18 protein-coding genes are annotated in these 19,370 nt (G+C 69.6%); 8 read left to right on the top strand and 10 right to left on the bottom strand.

From position 1 onward, the window contains the following. Position 1: 1 nt before the first annotated feature. The 3 genes from A5681_RS00955 to clpB form a co-directional block, all read right to left on the bottom strand. Positions 2-775: an SDR family NAD(P)-dependent oxidoreductase gene (locus A5681_RS00955; RefSeq protein WP_067268716.1), complete on the bottom strand. Its 774-nt coding sequence runs from the start codon at positions 773-775 to the stop codon at positions 2-4. Positions 776-829: 54 nt separating this feature from the next. Next, positions 830-1,690: a trehalose monomycolate transport factor TtfA gene (ttfA, locus tag A5681_RS00950; RefSeq protein ID WP_067268715.1), complete on the bottom strand. Its 861-nt coding sequence runs from the start codon at positions 1,688-1,690 to the stop codon at positions 830-832. A gap of 157 nt (positions 1,691-1,847) precedes the next feature. Next, positions 1,848-4,394: an ATP-dependent chaperone ClpB gene (gene clpB, locus A5681_RS00945; RefSeq protein ID WP_067268714.1), complete on the bottom strand. Its 2,547-nt coding sequence runs from the start codon at positions 4,392-4,394 to the stop codon at positions 1,848-1,850. 125 nt (positions 4,395-4,519) lie between these two features. Here clpB and A5681_RS00940 point away from each other — a divergent pair, with 125 nt between their 5' ends. Next, positions 4,520-4,945: a DUF3060 domain-containing protein gene (locus A5681_RS00940; RefSeq protein ID WP_082968149.1), complete on the top strand. Its 426-nt coding sequence runs from the start codon at positions 4,520-4,522 to the stop codon at positions 4,943-4,945. 7 nt (positions 4,946-4,952) lie between these two features. On the opposite strand, the gene A5681_RS00935 is transcribed toward A5681_RS00940, so the two are convergent. Beyond that, positions 4,953-5,606: a TetR/AcrR family transcriptional regulator gene (locus A5681_RS00935; RefSeq protein WP_082968148.1), complete on the bottom strand. Its 654-nt coding sequence runs from the start codon at positions 5,604-5,606 to the stop codon at positions 4,953-4,955. A gap of 98 nt (positions 5,607-5,704) precedes the next feature. On the opposite strand from A5681_RS00935, the gene A5681_RS00930 reads away from it, so the two are divergent. The 3 genes from A5681_RS00930 to A5681_RS00920 are packed head-to-tail and all read left to right on the top strand — an operon-like array spanning position 5,705 to position 8,786. Beyond that, positions 5,705-6,697 carry a hypothetical protein gene (locus tag A5681_RS00930; RefSeq protein WP_067268711.1) on the top strand — a complete coding sequence of 331 codons (993 nt, stop codon included), beginning with the start codon at positions 5,705-5,707 and terminating at the stop codon, positions 6,695-6,697. 11 nt (positions 6,698-6,708) lie between these two features. Next, positions 6,709-7,881, top strand: coding sequence for an FAD-binding oxidoreductase (locus A5681_RS00925; RefSeq protein ID WP_067268710.1), 1,173 nt, complete (start codon positions 6,709-6,711; stop codon positions 7,879-7,881). Positions 7,882-7,883: 2 nt separating this feature from the next. Beyond that, positions 7,884-8,786 (top strand): aldose 1-epimerase, encoded by a 903-nt coding sequence (locus A5681_RS00920; protein WP_067268709.1) that lies wholly within the window; start codon positions 7,884-7,886, stop codon positions 8,784-8,786. Between the two features lie 55 nt (positions 8,787-8,841). Here A5681_RS00920 and A5681_RS00915 read toward each other — a convergent pair whose 3' ends face one another. From A5681_RS00915 to dnaK, 4 genes are read right to left on the bottom strand one after another with little or no spacing between them, the layout of a single operon-like run. Continuing rightward, the gene (locus A5681_RS00915) at positions 8,842-9,225 is read right to left on the bottom strand and encodes a heat shock protein transcriptional repressor HspR (protein WP_067268708.1); all 384 of its coding nucleotides are present in this window, start codon (positions 9,223-9,225) and stop codon (positions 8,842-8,844) included. Next, a complete protein-coding gene (gene dnaJ, locus A5681_RS00910; RefSeq protein WP_067268707.1) occupies positions 9,225-10,412 on the bottom strand; it encodes a molecular chaperone DnaJ in 1,188 nt (395 codons plus the stop codon). Before dnaJ ends, A5681_RS00915 begins: the two co-directional genes overlap by 1 nt. A gap of 53 nt (positions 10,413-10,465) precedes the next feature. After that, positions 10,466-11,098, bottom strand: coding sequence for a nucleotide exchange factor GrpE (gene grpE / locus A5681_RS00905; protein ID WP_067268706.1), 633 nt, complete (start codon positions 11,096-11,098; stop codon positions 10,466-10,468). After that, on the bottom strand, positions 11,095-12,957 hold the full coding sequence (gene dnaK / locus A5681_RS00900) for a molecular chaperone DnaK (protein WP_067268705.1): 1,863 nt from the start codon (positions 12,955-12,957) through the stop codon (positions 11,095-11,097). The genes grpE and dnaK overlap by 4 nt, the downstream gene beginning before the upstream one ends. Positions 12,958-13,219: 262 nt before the next feature. Here dnaK and A5681_RS00895 point away from each other — a divergent pair, with 262 nt between their 5' ends. Continuing rightward, positions 13,220-14,668, top strand: a complete 1,449-nt coding sequence (locus tag A5681_RS00895; protein WP_067268704.1) for an amino acid permease — start codon at positions 13,220-13,222, stop codon at positions 14,666-14,668. On the opposite strand, the gene A5681_RS00890 is transcribed toward A5681_RS00895, so the two are convergent. Next, positions 14,665-15,225 carry a nucleotidyltransferase family protein gene (locus A5681_RS00890; RefSeq protein WP_231996187.1) on the bottom strand — a complete coding sequence of 187 codons (561 nt, stop codon included), beginning with the start codon at positions 15,223-15,225 and terminating at the stop codon, positions 14,665-14,667. The two genes, A5681_RS00895 and A5681_RS00890, sit on opposite strands and share 4 nt — an antisense overlap. 70 nt (positions 15,226-15,295) lie before the next feature. On the opposite strand from A5681_RS00890, the gene A5681_RS00885 reads away from it, so the two are divergent. Genes A5681_RS00885 through A5681_RS00875 form a run of 3 tightly spaced genes read left to right on the top strand, consistent with a single transcriptional unit; the run spans position 15,296 to position 19,009 of the window. After that, positions 15,296-17,644, top strand: coding sequence for a xanthine dehydrogenase family protein molybdopterin-binding subunit (locus tag A5681_RS00885; RefSeq protein ID WP_067268703.1), 2,349 nt, complete (start codon positions 15,296-15,298; stop codon positions 17,642-17,644). Next, on the top strand, positions 17,641-18,528 hold the full coding sequence (locus A5681_RS00880) for an FAD binding domain-containing protein (RefSeq protein WP_067268702.1): 888 nt from the start codon (positions 17,641-17,643) through the stop codon (positions 18,526-18,528). Before A5681_RS00885 ends, A5681_RS00880 begins: the two co-directional genes overlap by 4 nt. Then, entirely contained in the window at positions 18,521-19,009 is a 489-nt protein-coding gene (locus tag A5681_RS00875) for a (2Fe-2S)-binding protein (protein WP_067268701.1), read from the top strand. Before A5681_RS00880 ends, A5681_RS00875 begins: the two co-directional genes overlap by 8 nt. A 4-nt stretch (positions 19,010-19,013) precedes the next feature. Here A5681_RS00875 and A5681_RS00870 read toward each other — a convergent pair. Further along, a partial coding sequence (locus tag A5681_RS00870) for a hypothetical protein (protein ID WP_156737793.1) occupies positions 19,014-19,370 on the bottom strand: 357 nt, incomplete at its 5' end.

Genomic DNA, 19,370 nt, shown 5'->3' with positions numbered 1-19,370 from the left:
GTCAGGTCCGGCCACGGCCACCGCCGATTCGCTTGGTCACGGCCCGCATCAGGGTCCGCGGAATCATCCGCTCGACGGCGATGAGGGTCTTGTATTGCAGGCCGGGGATGCTGATCACCTTGCCGCGCGCGATGTCGGCCAGGCTCTGGTTCACCACGTCGTCCACCTCGAGCCACATGAACGACGGCGACTTGGCCATGTCGATCCCGGCGCGGGCGTGGAACTCGGTGTGCACGTAGCCCGGACACACGGCGTGCACTCCGACGCCGGTGCCCTGGAGGCCGACGGACAGGCCCTCGCTGAACGAGATCACCCACGCCTTGGACGCGGAGTACGTCGATCCGCGGCCGGGCACCAGCCCGGCCACGCTGGCGATGTTGATGACGGTGCCGGCGCCGGCGCCGAGCATCGCCGGCAGCGCAGCCCGGGTGAGGTGCATGACCGCGGTGACGTTGACGTCGAGCTGGGACTGCAGCAGCTTGGGGTCGGCCGTCCAGAAGTCGCCGGAGGTGCCGAAGCCGGCGTTGTTCACCAGGACCCGCACCCCGCGGGACAGGCGTTCGCACACCTTGTCGCGGCCGGCGGCGTCGGCCAGGTCGGCGGGCAGCACCTCGACGTTGCCGGCCCGGCCACCCAGTTCGCCGGCGAGATCCGTCAGCCGGTCGGCGTCGCGGGCGACCAAGACCAGGTCGTAGCCGTCGTTGGCATAGCGTCGCGCGTAGCCGGCGCCGATTCCGGAGGTAGGCCCGGTGATCAGGGCTACGGGACGAGGCATGAGCGACATCCTAATGACGGCGGCCGCGCCGCCCTCCCGGCGCCCGGCGCGCCGTCAGTGCTGATAGTTGCTGGCCTGGTGGCCGTTGCGCCCCGCCGGCGGCGGCCGGCGAACGGCGTCCGGGCCGCGCTGCTCCCGGCGGATCGGCTCGGCCGGCCGGCGCGCGGACGCGTCACCCAGCAGTCCCGTCACGTCTTGCTGCGGGCGCCGGGGCGGCAACTCGGCCCGGCCTGCGGGTGCCAGCGGGCGGCTCGGCGACGCGCTGCGCACCCCCGCGGGTGCGCCCGCCTCCTGCTGGGTCTCCTCCGGCAGCGGCGGCAGCACCCGCAACAGGTCGTTGAACTGGCGCACGGTGCGCAGGCCCTCGTCCCACTGGGTGCGGGTGCTGGTGATCGGCATGGCGACGAGCGTCCAGTTCTGCTCGTTCCACATGATCTCGGCGGAGTCCGGCGCGGTGTGCGCGAAGGTGACCATGCGGCGGTCGCACGCCCGCCGCGCGGCGTCCAGGTTCGTGGAGTACACCATCCGGGGGCCGATCGCGCCCAGCAGCCAAATGTCGCTCTCCCGTGGCTCTTTGAGGCCCTTGAGCCGCAGGTCCACCACGACGTTGGTGCCCACCTTGCGGTGCAGGGCGATCACGGTGGCGACTTCCTCGAGGTCGAAGATGTACACGGCCTCGCCGCGGATCTGACCGAGCACGACGTTTTCGGCCGCGATGTCGCCCACCGTCGAGATCACGCCGCGCTTCCAGCGCTTGAGGATGTCGGTCGATTCCCGCTCGTAGTCGAACCCGTGCGACCGCGCCCAGGATTTGCGGCGCCTGCTGCGGCCGCGGCGTCGATCGAGGTCGACGTACAGCAACACGCCCGCGCCGACGAAGCACAGCGCGGAGAGCGTGAACCAAAGGGGGACCATCCCACACAGGGTATCCGCATTTGCTCCGGAATAAAGAAGTCCGGTCGGTCACAACCCAATCACAGCGTGGCGACCGCGAGCGCGGCGTAGCCGGGCGAAGCGGGTCGCCACCCAAAGGACGTAATGTCCGCCCCTCGGGATGGTCCCCCTTTCGGGGTCAGCCCAGGATCAGCGAATCGCCGTCCGGGCTGACGTTCACCGGCACGGTGTCGCCGTCGTGGACGTCACCGGCCAGCAGCAGCTTGGCCAGCTGGTCGCCGATGGCCTGCTGCACCAGCCGGCGCAGCGGCCGCGCGCCGTACACCGGGTCGAACCCGCGCTGCGCCAGCCACTGCTTGGCGGGCAGCGACACCTCCAAAGTGAGGCGGCGCTGCGCCAGCCGCTTCTGCAGCTGGGCCAGCTGAATGTCGACGATCGACACCAGCTCGCCGGGCTCGAGGCCGTGGAAGATGATCACGTCGTCGAGCCGGTTGATGAACTCCGGCTTGAACGCCGACCGCACCGCGGCCATCACCTGCTCCTCGCTGCCGCCCGACCCGAGGTTGGACGTCAGGATCAGGATGGTGTTGCGGAAGTCGACGGTGCGGCCCTGGCCGTCGGTCAACCGGCCCTCGTCGAGAACCTGCAGCAGCACGTCGAACACGTCCGGGTGCGCCTTTTCGATCTCGTCGAACAGGATCACCGTGTACGGGCGCCGCCGCACCGCCTCGGTCAGCTGGCCGCCCTGGTCGTAGCCGATGTACCCCGGCGGGGCGCCGACGAGCCGGGCGACCGAGTGCTTCTCGCCGTACTCGCTCATGTCGATGCGAACCATGGCGCGCTCGTCGTCGAACAGGAACTCCGCCAGCGCCTTGGCCAGCTCGGTCTTACCGACACCGGTCGGCCCGAGGAACATGAACGACCCGGTCGGCCGGTTGGGGTCGGCGACCCCGGCCCGCGAACGCCGCACGGCGTCGGACACCGCCTGCACGGCCCTGCGCTGGCCGATGACGCGCTTGCCTAGCTCCTCCTCCATGCGCAGCAGCTTGGCGGTCTCGCCCTCGAGCATCCGCCCGGCAGGGATGCCGGTCCACGCCGACACCACCTCGGCGATGTCGTCGGGGCCGACCTCCTCTTTCAGCATCACGTTCTCCCGCGCCTCGGCCTGGGGCAGCGCCGCGTCGAGCTTCTTCTCGACCTCGGGGATGCGCCCGTAGCGCAGCTCCGCGGCCTTGGCCAGGTCGCCGTCGCGCTCGGCGCGCTCGGACTCCCCGCGCAGCGCCTCGAGCTGCTCCTTGAGCTCGCGGACGACGTCGATCGCGTTCTTCTCGTTCTGCCAGCGGGTGGTCAGCTCGGCCAGCTTCTCCTTCTGGTCGGCCAGCTCCGAGCGCAGCTTCTCCAGCCGCTCCTTGGACGCTTCGTCCTCCTCCTTGGCCAGCGCCATCTCCTCGATCTCGAGGCGGCGCACCAGGCGCTCGACCTCGTCGATCTCGACCGGTCGGGAGTCGATCTCCATCTTCAGCCGGCTGGCGGCCTCGTCGACCAGGTCGATGGCCTTGTCCGGCAGGAAGCGGGCGGTGATGTAGCGGTCGGACAGCGTGGCCGCGGCGACCAGGGCCGAGTCGGTGATGCGCACCCCGTGGTGCACCTCGTAGCGGTCCTTCAGGCCGCGCAGGATGCCGACGGTGTCCTCGACCGACGGCTCGCCGACCAGCACCTGCTGGAAGCGCCGCTCCAGGGCGGCGTCCTTCTCGATGTACTTGCGGTACTCGTCGAGCGTGGTGGCGCCGACCAGCCGCAGCTCGCCGCGGGCCAGCATCGGCTTGATCATGTTGCCGGCGTCCATCGCGCCCTCGCCGGTCGCGCCGGCGCCGACGATGGTGTGCAGCTCGTCGATGAACGTGATGATCTGCCCGGCCGAGTTCTTGATGTCGTCGAGGACGGCCTTGAGCCGTTCCTCGAACTCGCCGCGGTACTTGGCGCCGGCCACCATCGAGCCCAGGTCCAGGCTGATGACGGTCTTGTCGCGCAGGCTCTCCGGCACGTCGCCGGCCACGATGCGCTGGGCCAGGCCCTCGACGATCGCGGTCTTGCCGACGCCGGGCTCACCGATCAGCACCGGGTTGTTCTTGGTGCGGCGGCTCAACACCTGCACGACGCGGCGGATCTCGTTGTCCCGCCCGATCACCGGGTCGAGCTTGCCCTCCCGCGCGCGGGCGGTCAGGTCGGTGGAGTACTTCTCCAGCGCCTGGTAGGTGGCCTCGGGTTCGGGGGTGGTGACCCGGGCGCTGCCGCGCACCTTGACGAAGCCGTCGCGCAGCGCCTGCGGCGACGCGCCGTGGCCGGTCAGCAGCTTGGCCACGTCGGAATCGCCGGTGGCCAGGCCGACCAGCAGGTGCTCGGTCGAGACGTACTCGTCGTCCATCTCGGTGGCCAGTTGCTGCGCGGTGGTGATGGCGGCCAGCGATTCGCGCGACAGCTGCGGTTGCGAGCTGGCGCCGCTGGCCTGGGGCAGCCGCTCGACGAGGCGTTCCGCCTCGGCGCGGATGGTCGCGGGCTGCACGCCGACAGCCTCCAGCAGCGGTCCCGCGATCCCGTCGGCCTGCGTCAGCAGGGCCATCAGCAGGTGCGCGGGCCGGATCTCGGGGTTACCGGCGGCCGAGGCCGCCTGGAGCGCCGAGGTCAGCGCCGCTTGCGTCTTGGTTGTCGGGTTGAAAGAGTCCACGACGCCTCCGTTCGCATAAGTAGGGAAAATGCTTGTCGCGTTGTTCAACGTCGTCAAGGTTGAGTCTGTTCCGCTCAACTCTAGCGTGTTTTGGGCAATACGCCGCACGGGGTACCCGGGAGACGATGACGCAGACAGCACAGCCTCAGGAAGAAGCCCGCCCGCGCCGGCTTCCCGGCGCCTTGCGGCTCGCCATCGTGGTCGGCGGGCTGGCGCTGGCGGGACTGGCCGTCGCGGCATTCCGCACCGACCTCGGCGCCGACGGGCCGTCGGCGACCGTGCCGCAGGCGGGAACGCTGCAGGTCAACGGCACCGGCACCACGAAGACCGTCCGCTGTCAGGGCGGCTACCTCTCGGTCAGCGGCCAGACGAACACGGTCACGGTCACCGGCCACTGCACCAGCGTCAGCGTCTCCGGCAACAGCAACCGCGTCGCGGTCGACAGCGCGGACGCGGTGAGCACCTCCGGAACCAGCAACGCGGTGACATACCACTGGGGCTCACCGAACGTCGCCAACGCCGGGACGGCCAACACCGTCAAGCAGGGCTGAGCGCCCGTTACGGGCGGTAGGCCGCAGGCAGGCCGAGTTCGTCCGGATCCGCCGTCAGGTAGCGCTGCACGCTCGGCGCGATCAGCCCGACGACCTCGTCGGTGCGAAGCTCGGCCAGCGGACCCACCTTCATCACGTAGCGGAACAACGCCGTGCCCACCAGGTTGGTGCCGGCCAGGTTCGCCCGCAGCACGGTGTCGGGCCCCTCGCCCAGGACGCCGGAGATGGCGGCCATCACGTAACCGCGCATGAAGTCGCGGAAGGCCTCGTACGCATCGGAATTCAGCATCGCCGAGTGCAGCATGGCGACCATGGTCGGGCCGGTCTCCGACTCTTCCCAGATCGCCAGGTAGGCCCGCACCAACCGCTCGCCGACATCCTCGCGGGGGCCGTCGGTCATCGCGGCGACCAGCACCCCGCCGTCCAGGATCAGCCGCATCGATTCACGAAACAGCTCGGCCTTCGACCCGAACAGGTACAGCACCATCGCGGCGTCCACGTGGGCGTCGTCGGCGATCTGACGCAACGTCGTCTTCTCGAAGCCCTGCGCGGCGAACCGCTGCTTGGCCGCGCGGAGCACCGCGTCCTTCGAGACCGGTTCGCCCTGGCGGCGACCCCTGCGCTTACGGGCGGCGGCCGTAGAAGTCGCTGGTGACGGCATACGACGACGGTATCATTTCATTGTCTGTTGAAAATATTGAACCGCCCGGATACGCTGCGGACGTCATATTTCATCGACCGATGAAAAGGGTGTCGCGCATGATCACGCAGTCGCTCCACCAGCGCGGCCGGCCCGTTCACCGCCGCCCGCCACTACCCCTGTTCCGCGCCACCGGCATCGTTGCGGCGATGACGGTCGCGGTGGCCATCATCTGCGTCGCCTTCGCGCTGCCGGCGGCGCGCTCCAAGCCGCACCACATACCGATCGGCCTGGTGGGCCCCGGTTTCGTGACCGGGCTGATCAGCAGCCAGCTGGACACCGCCGCCCCGGGCGGCTTCGCCGTGACCACGTACCCGGACGAGGCCGCGTTGCGGTCGGCGATCCGCAACCGCGACGGCTACGGCGGCCTGGTGGTGACCCCCAACGGCCCCACACTGCTGCTCGCGTCCGGAGCGAGCCCGGCCGTGGCCCAACTGCTGACCCAGATCGGCGACCGCGTCGCGCAACGCACCGGCGCGCCGCTACGCACCGAAGACCTCGCCCCGCTGCCCGCCGACGATCCGCGCGGTGCCGGCCTGGCCGCCTCCACGCTGCCGATCACCCTGGCCGGAATCCTGCCCGCCATCGTGCTGCTGCTGGCCTTCCCCCGCCGGCCGTGGCTGAATTGCGCCGTCGCAACGGCATTTTCGGCCAGCGCCGCGGTGACGATCGCCGTGCTGCTGCGCTACGTGCTCGGGTCGGTCGACCAGAATTTCTGGGGCGTGGCCGCCGGACTCACCCTGGGCACGCTGGCGATGGCGCTGCCGACGCTGGCGCTGGGCTCGCTGTTCGGCCGGGTGGGCCTGAGTGGCGCGGTAGCGGTGTCGATGCTGCTGGGCAACCCGCTGTCCGGCCTGATGAGCGCCCCGGAGATGCTGCCATCCGGGTGGGGCACGCTGGGGCAACTGTTGCCGCAGGGGGCAAACGCCACACTGTTGCGTTCGACGGCGTACTTCTCTGGCGCCGGGGCGACGACCGCCGGCCTGGTGTTGTGCTGCTGGGTGGCCGTCGCGGCCGTGCTGATCGGGATTGCCGGCGCGCGGCGAGCCTAGAATCGGGCCCCGTGGGGCTCGAGGACACCGACGCGTTGCGGTTGCTGCGCGACGCGTTCGCGCAGGACGAGTCCGGGCCCGACAACGAGCTGGTCCGGCGGTTCTACACCCATTGGTTCGGCCTCGACGTCTCGGTGCGGGACCTGTTCCCCCCCGAAATGGGTGATCAGCGCACCGCTTTCGCGCACGCCCTACGCTGGGTGTACGGCGAACTCGTCGACCAGCGCGCGCAGGAACCGGTGGCCTTCCTCGCCCAACTCGGCCGGGATCACCGCAAATACGGGGTGCTGCCCCAGCATTACGACACGTTGCGCCTGGCGTTGTTCTCGTCGCTGCGGACCCACCTCGGCGACGCCTGGACCGACGCCGTGGACGAGGCCGCCACCCAGTCGCTCAACCTGATCACCGGGGTGATGCGGGGCGCGGCCGACGCCGAGGAGGGCCCGGCCTGGTGGGATGGGACCGTCCTCGAGCACATGCGGGTGTCCCGCGACCTCGCCGTCGTCCGGCTGCAGCTCGACCGCCCGATGGACTATCACGCCGGCCAATACGTCAACGTCCACGTCCCGCAATGCCCGCGCCGCTGGCGCTACCTGTCCCCCGCCATCCCGGCGGACCCGGGCGGCGGCATCGAGTTTCATGTCCGGGTGGTGCCCGGCGGCCTGGTCAGCACCGCCATCGTCAACGAAACGCGGCCCGGCGATCGGTGGCGGATGTCCAGCCCGCACGGCGGGCTGCGGGTCGACCGGGATGGCGGCGACGTGCTGATGGTCGCCGGCAGCACCGGCCTGGCGCCGCTGCGGGCGCTGATCATGGACCTGTGCCGGTTCGCGGACAACCCGCGGGTGCACCTGTTCTTCGGCGCGCGCTACCGCTGCGAACTCTACGACCTGCCGACCCTGTGGCAGGTCGCCTCGCACAATCCGTGGCTGTCGGTCTCCCCGGTGTCCGAGTACAGCGCCGACCCGGCGTGGGCCGCCGACTATCCCGACTGCACGCCGCCGCGCGGGCTGCACGTGCGCCAAACCGGCCGGCTCCCCGACGTGGTGACCAAGTACGGCGGGTGGGGCGACCGGCAGATCCTGATCTGCGGCGGCCCCTCGATGGTGCGGGCCACCAAAGCCGCCCTGATCGCCAAAGGCGCTCCACCGGAACGCATTCAGCACGACCCACTGTGGAGGTAGGCATGCGCGTCGTCACCCTGCGCGACCAGGCGTCATCCCTGGTTGCGGAATTCGTGCCCGAGGCGGGCATGATCGGCACGTCGCTGAGCGATGCCGGCGTGGAGCTATTGGGGCAACGGCGCGGGCTGGACGCCTACGTGGCCGACGGCAAGACGATGGGGATCCCGATCCTGTATCCCTGGGCAAACCGGCTGGGCGCCAACAGCTATACCGCGCAAGGCGTGACGGCGACGCTGACACCGGGCGAAAACGGCGTCCGTGCCGATCCCAACGGCTTGCCGATCCACGGGGTGCTGGCCGCCTACCCGGGCTGGCGGGTGACGGCCGAGTCGGCCGATGAATTGGTGGCCGAGTTGGACTTCGCCGCAGATCCGCGATTGCTGGCCAGCTTTCCGTACCCGCATGTGCTGACGGTGGCGGTGCGTCTGGCCGAGCGGACGCTGACGGTGCGCACCACGGTGACGGCCACCGGCTCAAGCGACGTCCCGCTGTGCTTCGGCTTTCACCCCTACCTGCAGCTGCCCGACGTGCCGCGCGCCGAGTGGGTGATCGAGGCGCCGCCGCTGCGACACCTGCTCCTCGACAAGGTTGGGCTACCCACCGGCGAATCCGAAGCCCAGGCGGCACTGTCGGAACCCTTGGGCGACAAGGCTTTCGACGACGCCTACGATGAGGTGCCCGACGGTGCGGTGTTCGCGGTCTCGGGCGGCGGGCGCCGCATCGAGGTGCACTTCGAACGCGGCTACCCCGCGACCCAGATCTTCGCGCCCACCGGCGACGACCCCGCGAAACGGATCGTCTGCTTCGAGCCGATGACCGCGCCGACCGACGCGCTGCGCCGCGGCGGCTACCGCTGCGCAGTGCCGGGCGAGCCCGCAGTGGTCCAATTCTCAATTCGCGCATAGGGATTCGACGCAAGGAAGCGAGCAAGACCCTCGACAAACTGCCCAGGATTAGCGGCTAACGCCCCCTGCGCGGCTGCCAGACCACCACGGCGGTGCTCTTGGGCACCACCGCCAGGTCGCGGCGCTGGCCGGCGCGCACCTGCGCCAGCTCCTCGGTCAACTCCTTGACCCGCGCCTGCAACGCCTCGACCTGGTTGGTCAGCTCGATGATGCGTTTGATGCCGGCGAGGTTGACGCCCTCGTCCTGGGACAGCCGCTGCACCTCGCGCAGCAGGTCGACGTCATGCTCCGAATACCGCCGTCCCCCACCGGAAGTGCGGCGCGGGCTGACCAGGCCGAGGCGATCGTAGGTGCGCAGGGTCTGGGCATGCATGCCGGCCAGCTCGGCGGCCACCGAGATCAGGAACGTCCGGGACTCTTCCCGTGAATTCTTGGCCATCAGCGGTTACCCGCCCATCCCGCCCGGGGATCGAACCCACTGGCCCGCTCCGCGGCCGCGTAGGCCTCCAGGGCCTCGGCCGCGGCGCCCTCCACGTTCGGCGGCACGGCGACCTTGACGGTGACCAGCAGGTCCCCGTTGCCGCCGCTGCGCTTGGGGACGCCCCGCCCGCGCACCCGAAGGATGCGGCCGTCGGAGGTGCCCTTGGGCACCCGCACGCCGACCTTGCCGTCCAGCGTGGGCACCGAAATGGTTGAGCCCAAGGCCAACTCGGCGAAGCTGACCGGAACGGTCACGGTGAGGTCGTCGCCGTCGCGGCCAAACACATTGTCCGGCCGCACATGCACGGTCACGTACAGGTCGCCCGACGGGGCGCCGCGCAACCCGGCCTCGCCCTGTCCGGGCAGCCGGATGCGCTGCCCGTCCTCGACACCCGGCGGGATCCGCACGTTGATGGTGCGGGTCCGCGTGGTGACCCCGGTGCCCTTGCACTCGTCGCAGGGGTGCTCGATGATCGAGCCGCTGCCCCGGCAATCGGTGCAGGGTTCGGAGAATCCGAACGCGCCCTGGTTGCGGCTGATCACGCCGGAACCGTTGCACGTCGGGCACACCTTGGGGCTGGTGCCCGGCCGCGCGCCGCTACCGTGGCAGTTGGTGCACGGCGCCGGGCTGGTCAGCCGCAACGGCATGGCCACACCCTTGGCGGCCTCGACGAAGTCCAGCTGCGTCTCGGTCTCCAGGTCGTTGCCGCGTCGCGGCCGGCTGGGGCGGGCGCCGGCGCCGCGCCCGAACAAGCCGCCGAACAGGTCACCGATGTTGGTGCCGCCGCTGCGGCCGGCGGCGTCGAACAAATCGTTGAGGTTGAACTCGGCGCCATCAGAGCCATAGCCACCGACGTTGAAGCCACCGAAGCCGCCGGTGTCGAACCGGCGACCGCCGAAACCGCCGCCCGCGAACAGGCGGCGGGTTTCGTCGTACTCCTTGCGCTTCGCCGGATCCGACAGCACGTTGTGCGCTTCCGAGACCGCCTTGAATCGCTCGCCGGCGGCCGGATTGTCGGGGTTGGCGTCCGGATGCAGGTCGCGCGCCAGCTTCCGGTATGCGCGTTTGATCTCCTCGGGACTGGCGTCAGAGGAGACGCCCAGCTCCTTGTAGAAGTCCTTTTCGACCCATTCACGCTGGGCCATGTCGCGTCACCCCCTTCACCTTTGGAGTTCTGTTGTTGTGTTGATTGTGTGGTCTATTCACCGGGTGCGCCGGGTTTATCGCCCGATTCGACCGGCTCGGCCGCCGGAGCGCCCTCGTCCGCCACCGTGTCGATGACACCGACGAGGGCGTGCCGCAGGACCTGGTCGCCCAGCTTGTAACCCTGCCGCATTACCGTGCCGATCACCGGCTTGGAGCCGTCGCCGCCGTCGCCCTCGTGCTGCACCGCTTCGTGCAACACCGGGTCGAAGTCCTCGCCTTCCTCGCCGAAAGCGACCAGACCGAGCCCGGTCAGGGCGCCGGTCAGCTTGTCGGCCACCGACTTCAGCGGGCCGGACTCCAGGTCGCCGTGCTTGCGCGCCCGCTCGAGATCGTCGAGCACGCCCAGCAATTGGCTGACGACGCCGGCCTTGGCCCGGTCGGCCGCGGCCTGCTGGTCACGCAGCGCACGCTTGCGGTAGTTGGCGAAGTCGGCCTGGACCCGTTGCAGGTCGCCCAGCAACTCGGCGGCCTTGCCGGCCTCCTCGGGTGATTCACCCGAGAAGTCGCCCGGCGCAGCCTCTCCCGGCTCGGAGCCGGGAGAGGACTGCCGGACTTCGCCGGTTTCGGGGTCGATCCGCCGCTTGTCGGTGACGGTCACCGGTTCCTGTGGGTTGCCGTCCGTCACTTGGCCTCCCGGTCGTCGTCGACCACCTCCGCGTCCACCACGTCGTCAGCCGAACCGGCCTGCGGCCCGCCGGCACCGTCGCCGCCGGCACCGCCGGCCGCTTGGGTGGCCTCGTAGATGGCCTGGCCGAGCGCCTGAGACTCCTGGCCCAGCTTCTCCATCGCGGCCTTGATCGCGGAGATGTCGGTGCCGCCCAGCGCCGACTTGGCCTCGGCCACGGCGGCGTCCACCTTGTTGAGGGTGTCCTCGGGGACCTTCGAACCGCCCTCGGCGCCGCGCTGTTCGGCGACGAACTTCTCCGTCTGGTAGACCAGCGTTTCGGCCTGATTGCGGATGTCGGCCTCTTCGCGACGCTGACGGTCCTCCTCGGCGTGCGCCTCGGCGTCCTTGATCATCCGGTCGATCTCCTCCTTGGACAGGCCCGAGCCCTCCTGGATCTTGATCGTGTTCTCCTTGCCGGTGCCCTTGTCCTTGGCCGTGACGTGCACGATGCCGTTGGCGTCGATGTCGAAGGTGACCTCGATCTGCGGGACGCCGCGCGGAGCCGGCGGGATGCCGGTCAGCTCGAAGGAGCCGAGCAGCTTGTTGTGCGAAGCGATTTCGCGCTCACCCTGGTAGACCTGGATCTGCACCGACGGCTGGTTGTCGTCGGCGGTGGTGAAGGTCTCCGACCGCTTGGTGGGGATCGTGGTGTTGCGCTCGATGAGCTTGGTCATCACGCCACCCTTGGTCTCGATACCCAGGCTCAGCGGCGTGACGTCAAGCAGCAGAACGTCTTTCACCTCGCCCTTGAGGACACCCGCCTGCAGCGCGGCGCCAACGGCCACCACCTCGTCGGGGTTCACACCCTTGTTGGGCTCCTTGCCGCCGGTCATCTCCTTGACCAGGTCCGACACCGCGGGCATGCGGGTGGAACCACCCACCAGCACCACGTGGTCGATCTCGGACACCGAGATGCCGGCGTCCTTGATCACGGACTGGAAGGGCTGCCGCGTGCGGTCCAGCAGATCCTGGGTGATGCGCTGGAATTCGGCGCGAGTCAGCTGCTCGTCGAGGAACAGCGGGTTCTTGTCCGCGTCGACGGTGATGTAGGGCAGGTTGATCGAGGTGCTCTGCGAACTCGAGAGCTCGATCTTGGCCTTCTCGGCGGCCTCACGCAGCCGCTGCATCGCCATCTTGTCCTTGGTCAGATCGATGCCGCTGGTGCCCTTGAACTTGTCGACGAGCCAGTTGACGATCCGGTCGTCCCAGTCGTCCCCACCGAGGTGGTTGTCACCACTGGTGGCGCGAACCTCGACCACACCCTCGCCGATCTCGAGCAGCGACACGTCGAAGGTGCCACCGCCGAGGTCGAAGACCAGGATGGTCTGTTCCTTCTCGCCCTTGTCCAGGCCGTACGCCAACGCCGCCGCGGTGGGCTCGTTGACGATGCGCAGCACGTTGAGGCCGGCGATCTGGCCGGCTTCCTTGGTCGCCTGCCGCTGGGCGTCGTTGAAGTACGCCGGCACGGTGATGACGGCGTCGGTGATGTCCTCACCGAGGTACGCCTCCGCGTCGCGCTTCAGCTTCATCAGCACACGGGCGCTGATCTCCTGCGCGGTGTATTTCTTGTCGTCGATCTCGATGGACCAGTCCGTGCCCATGTGCCGCTTGACCGAACGGATGGTGCGGTCGACGTTGGTCACCGCCTGGTTCTTGGCGGGCTGACCGACGAGCACCTCGCCGTTGCGCGCGAACGCGACGATGGACGGGGTCGTCCGCGAACCCTCGGAGTTGGCGACGACGACGGGGTCACCGCCCTCGAGAACTGCGACGACGGAGTTGGTGGTCCCGAGGTCGATACCGACCGCACGAGCCATAGTGATTCCTCCTGATTGAGTAGAGCCTGTTTGGTGCCACTATGCTGAGTGAACCCCGCTCAAGACTGCTCTCGTCGCCACCGCGGTGTCAACCCAGCCTTGAGTCTGGTTCGCTCAACTTGTTGATCATGCTAACGGCCCGGTGCGCGGTCTTGTTCCCGGGGTGCCCGAACCTGCGTGCCGGCCGGACCGCCGGGCTGGGCGCCCGAGTCGCCGGTGGGTTAGCCTGAGCCATTCCGCAGAGCCGACCCGGCAGGACCAGATGCCACCGCAAGACAGCGCCGCCGCGCGGCTCGCCCGTGAAGACTCGGGCTACCACAAGGGCCTGAACAACCGCCAGATCCAGATGATCGGCCTCGGCGGCGCCATCGGGACCGGCCTGTTCCTCGGCGCCGGCGGACGGCTGGCATCGGCGGGCCCGGGGCTGTTTCTGGTGTACGGGATCTGCGGCGTCTTCGTCTTTCTGATCCTGCGCGCCCTCGGCGAGCTGGTGCTCTACCGGCCGTCCTCGGGATCGTTCGTCTCCTACGCCCGCGAGTTCTTCGGCGAGAAGGCCGCGTTCGCCGCGGGCTGGTTGTACTTCGTGAACTGGGCGATGACCGGGATCGTGGACACCACCGCGATCGCGCACTACTGCCACTACTGGACGACGTTCCAAGCCGTCCCGCAATGGACGCTGGCGCTGATCGCGCTGGTCGCCGTGCTGGCAATGAACCTCATCTCGGTCAAGCTGTTCGGCGAGCTGGAATTCTGGGCGTCGCTGATCAAGGTCCTCGCGCTGGTGACGTTCCTGGTCGTGGGCACCGTCTTCCTGATCGGTCGCTTCAAGGTCGACGGTCACGACCCCGGGCTCGCTCTCTGGGACAGCCACGGCGGACTCCTGCCGGCCGGCTTGCTGCCCCTCGTGCTGGTGACCTCCGGGGTGGTGTTCGCTTACGCCGCGGTCGAACTCGTCGGGATCGCGGCCGGGGAGACCGCGAATCCGCACAAGATCATGCCCCGGGCGATCAACTCCGTGGTGTTTCGCATCGCCATCTTCTACATCGGGTCGACGGTCCTGCTGGCCCTGCTGCTGCCACACACCGCCTACCGCGACCACGTGAGCCCGTTCGTCACCTTCTTCTCCAAGGTCGGCTTCGGCGGGGCCGGCAGCGTGATGAACCTCGTGGTGCTCACCGCCGCGCTCTCCAGCCTGAATGCCGGGCTGTATTCCACGGGCCGCATCCTGCGGTCGATGGCGATCAACGGCAGCGGCCCGAAGTTCACCGCGCCCATGACCAAGAACGGCGTGCCCTACGGCGGGATCCTGCTCACCGCCGTGGTCGGCCTGTTGGGCATCGTGCTCAACGCCGTCAAACCCAGCCAGGCGTTCGAAATCGTGCTCCACATCGCCGCCGTGGGCGTGGTGGTCGCCTGGGGAACGATCGTGGCGAGCCAGCTGCGGTTTTACCGACTGTCCCGCGCAGGGACGGTGCAACGGCCGCACTTTCGGATGCCGCTGGCGCCCTACAGCGGCTACCTGACGCTGGCCTTCCTGGCCGGCGTCCTGGTCCTGATGGTGTTGGACAAGGTCCAAGGCCCGTGGTTGCTCGGTGCGATGGCGCTCGGCATCCCCGGCCTGATCGGCGGCTGGTATCTCGTCCGCCATCGCGTGCACGCGGCCGCCCAGGATGCCGCGCTGCCCGCGGCCGACCCGCCCGCGGCGGCCTAGGGCTCGTCGATGTCCTGACCGCCGGCCAGGTCCGCGCAGTCGACGATCTCGACGTCGCTCCGGGTGCGTAGGAACGCGCCGGCACCGCGGTCGCCGGAGATGCTCGACAGCACCTCGGGCCAGTGTCGGCGGGCGATGACCACTGGATGCCCCGGACGGTCGCCGAACGAGGCGCGCGCCAGCCCGCTGGGTGACGCGATCGCGCGGTCCAGGACCCGCGCCACCACCGCGGGCCCGACGTCGGGGGTGTCGACGACGTGCAGCACCGCGTAGTCCGCGCGCAGGCGCTCGGCCCGCTCGAGGCCGGCGCGGACCGAGGCGCTCAGCCCGTCCCGCCACCGCTGCGCGGTCACCGCCGTGGACCCGGCCGGAACCGCGACCTGGGCGGCGCCCAGCACGACGACCACGTCCGCGCAGCCCCCGGCCCGCAGCGCGTCGACCGCGATTTGGAGCCAGCCGTCGACCAGGACCTTCGGCTTGCCGTAGCGGCGCCCGGCGCCCGCGGCCAGCAGCACCCCGACGCTGTGGGCCGGGGATATCGACTCCGGTAACCCCACTCTCCTATGATGACATTGCACTTCTCCCAAAGCGATAACTTCGCTACGCGTCGGCATCGAACGGAGCGTCATGACCCAGGACGTGCAAGGGGCCACCGCCGTCCCCGTCACCCCGGCGCCCCGGTACGCCGGCACCCGCGTGCAGCGGGTCGAGGACGGCCGGCTGCTGACCGGCCGCGGCAGCTTCGTCGACGACATCTCGCGGCCCGGCATGCTGCACGCCTGCTTCGTGCGCAGCCCGTTCGCCAGGGCGCGGATCAACGGCATCGACGCCTCGGCCGCGCTGGCGCTGCCCGGTGTGCGCGCGGTCTTCACCGCCGCCGACCTCAACCCCGACGTGCGGGAGGCCTGGCACGCCGTCGCCGGCAAGGACGTCCCCGACACCCCGCGGCCGCCGCTGGCCGAGGGTGAGGCGAAGTTCGTCGGCGACCCCGTCGCGCTCGTCATCGCCGAGAGCCGGTATGTCGCCGAGGACGCGCTGGAACTCATCGACGTGGACTACGAGCCGCTGCCCGCCGTCACCGACTTCACCCAGGCGCAGTCCGCGGACGTGCTGGTGCACGACGCGTACCCGAACAACGTGGCGGGCGGGATGGGCGGGGCCCCACCGGACGAAGAGTTGTTCGCCGGCGCGCCGTGCGTCGTCACAGAGCGGATCTACCAACACATCTACGCGCCGGTGCCGATCGAGACCCGCGGCCTGGTCGTCGAATGGACGGCCGCCACCGGAGAGCTCACCATGTGGGCGTCCACCCAGACCCCGCACGAACTGCGGGCGTTCTGCGCCCGGCTGTTAGGCATTGCGGCACAACGTGTTCGGGTCATCATGCGCGACACCGGCGGCGGCTTCGGCCAGAAGGTCGTCCCGATGCGCGAGGACATGTGCATCATGCTCGCCGCCCGCAAGGTGCCCGCGGCGCTGAAGTGGATCGAGGACCGGCGCGAGAACCTGATGTCGGCCGGGCAGGCCCGGCACGTCGATGGCGTGGCGCGCATGGCCTTTGACGACGAGGGCAACATCGCGGCCGCGGACATCGACTTCGTCCAGGACATCGGCGCCTACCCGACACCGTATCCGGTGCTCACCACGGCGGCCATCGGCATGTTCTTCCCCGGCCCCTACCGGGTGCCCAAGGCCAGCTTCAACTACAAGACCGTCTTCTCCAACACCAGCGGCCTGGCCGCCTATCGCGGCCCCTGGCAGTACGAGACGCTGGCCCGCGAGATTTTGCTGGACATCGCCGCGCGCAAGATGAACATGGACCCGGTCGAGCTGCGCCGGCGAAACCTGTTGCGCCGCGACGAGATGCCGTACGTCAACCCCAACGGCATGCCGTACGACCACGTCGCGCCGGCCGACACGTTCGAGCAGGCCGTGAAAATTCTTGACCACGAAGGGTTTCGGAAGGAGCAGGCCGACGCGCTGGCGCAGGGCCGCTACCTGGGGCTCGGATTCTCGGCCTACATCGAGCCGACCGGCGCGGCGACCGGCCATCTGGCCACCGAGGGCGCGACCATCCGCATGGAACCCACCGGCAAGATCAACGTCTACGTCAACGGCGGCTCGAGCGGAAACAGCATCGAGACCACCGTCGTCCAGCTGACCGCCGACGCGCTGGGCGCCGACATCGACGACGTGGCCACCATCCAGGGGGACACCGCGATCACCCCGTACGGGGCCGGAACGCAGGGCAGCCGCAGCGCGCCGATGACCGCCGGGGCGGTCAACGAGGCGGGGTCCCAGCTGCGCGAGAAGATCGTGGCGCTCGCCGCCCACCATCTCAAGGTCGCCGAAACCCAAGTGGAGTTGGCCTTCTCGGTGGCCAGCGTGCGCGACGAACCCGACAGGTCGGTGTCGTTCGGCGAGCTGGCCTACCTCGCGTACTACTCGCCGCAGCTGCTGCCGCCGGGGATGTCGGCCAACCTGGAGGCGACCGCCCGGTTCAACTCGACCAACCCCATCCACTGGTCCAACGCCACGCACGCCTGCACCTGCGAGGTGGACGTGGCGACCGGCAAGGTGACCCTGCTGCGCTACATCGTCAGCGAGGACGTCGGGCCGATGATCAACCCCTCGGTGGTGGAGGGCCAAATCGCCGGCGGGACGGTGCAGGGCATCGGCGGTGCCCTGATGGAGGACATGGTCTACGACGACGACGGCAACCCGCTGGCAACGACTTTCGTCGACTACCTGCTGCCCACGGCCACCGAAGTGCCGCCGATCGAGTTCGGCCACGTCGAGATACCCGGACCGGGGCCCGGCGGCTACAAGGGCGCCGGCGAGGGCGGGGCCATCGGCTCGACCCCTGCGGTGATCAACGCCATCAACGACGCGCTCGCACCGCTGGGCGTGACGGTCACCCGGCTGCCGGCCAGCCCGGCCTCGGTCGCCGCCCTGCTGGAACGGGGTAAGCGGTGAAGCCGGCCGCCTTCGACTACCACCGCCCGGACACCATCGAGGAGGCCGTGAGCCTGCTGGCCGAGCTGGGTGACGACGCGAAGATCCTCGCGGGCGGCCAGAGCCTGGTGCCGATGCTGGCGATGCGGCTGGCCTACTTCGACCACCTGATCGACATCTCCCGGCTGCCCGAGCTGCAGGGCATCGAGCGCAGGGGTTCGGAGCTCTGGATCGGCGCCGGCACCACCGAGGCGGTCGTGGGCTCCGATGAGCAAGTGCGCCAAGCGGTTCCGTTGCTGACCCGGGTGACACCGTTCGTCGGGCACTTCCAGATCCGCAACCGCGGCACCCTGGGCGGGTCGATCGCCCACGCCGACGCCGCGGGCGAATACCCCGCGGTGGCCCTGACGCTGGACGCGGTGATGGAGGTCGCCTCGCCCCGCGGGCGGCGCGAGATCGCGGCCGCCGACTTCTTCGCCGGCGTCTGGGAAACCACCATGGAATCCGATGAGGTGCTGACCGGGGTGCGGTTCCCGATCTGGGACGGCAGATGCGGGTTCGCCGTCGAGGAATTCTCCCGGCGGCACGGCGATTTCGCGATCGCCGGCGCCCTGGTCGCCGTTCAGCTCGACGATAACGACCGGGTGGCGCGCTGCGCGATCGGGCTGCTGGGCATGGGGTCGACCGTCCGGCGCGCCACCGCGGCCGAGGTCGTGGCCGTCGGAAGGCCGGTCGGCGAGCTGGTGCCCGAGGAGATCGGCCAGGCCGCGATGAACGGGCTCGACGACGTCCCCAACGACCTGCAGGGGACGGCGTCCTACCGGTTGAAGGTGGGCGCCACCATGGCCGCGCGCGCCTGGACACGAGCGACAGCCGAAGCAGCCACGGGGGCCAACGATGCGTGAACACCCAATCGAACTGTCCGTCAACGGAACCCCGATCATCGCAAGTGTGGAACCGCGGATGACGCTGGCCGACTTCCTGCGCGAGAAGTGCGGGCTGACCGGCACCCACCTGGGTTGCGAGCACGGCGCGTGTGGGGCTTGCACGGTGCTGCTCGACGGCGCGGCCGTGCGTTCGTGCCTGATGTTCGCGGTGCAGGCCGACGGGACCGAGGTGACGACGGTCGAAGGCGTCGCGGAACCGGACGGCACGCTGTCGCCCGTCCAGTCGGCGCTGCGCGAGTGCCACGGGCTGCAATGCGGCTTCTGCACGCCGGGTTTCGTCATGTCGCTGACGGCGCTGCTGCGCGACAACCCCGATCCCAGCGAGCTCGAGATCCGGGAGGGCTTGTCGGGCAACTTCTGCCGGTGCACCGGCTACCAGGGCATCGTCGCCGCCGCCCGCCGCGCCGCCGAAATCACCCAGTCGGTCACGCAGCGATAAAGGTTCACCATCGGCGTGGCATCGACAGCTGCGCGGTTGCACGGTATTGCATTGCTGCGCGCGTAATCTGATTTCGCAATATTGCTGATAATCGGGAGTGGCGCGTGCGGTTTTCGCAAAGGGCACGGTGGAGTCTTGCCGGTGGGTCCCTGCTGATTGCGCCCGTGCTGGTCAGCCCGGCGCTGATCGACGCCTGTTCCAGCACAATCGCCGGCCGGCCGGTCGCCGCGCCGGTCGGCTCGATGTAGGCCGAGAATCCGAGCCCCAGGTAGCGGCCCTGCGCCAGCGCGTCGGCCTGCTCCTTCCGAAACCCTTCGTGGTCAAGAATTTTCACGGCCTGCTCGAACGTGTCGGCCGGCGC

Origin of the sequence: Mycobacterium scrofulaceum, from assembly GCF_001667885.1 — a bacterium.
Lineage (GTDB): Bacteria > Actinomycetota > Actinomycetes > Mycobacteriales > Mycobacteriaceae > Mycobacterium > Mycobacterium scrofulaceum_C.
This window is presented reverse-complemented; position numbering and strand designations above follow the sequence as displayed.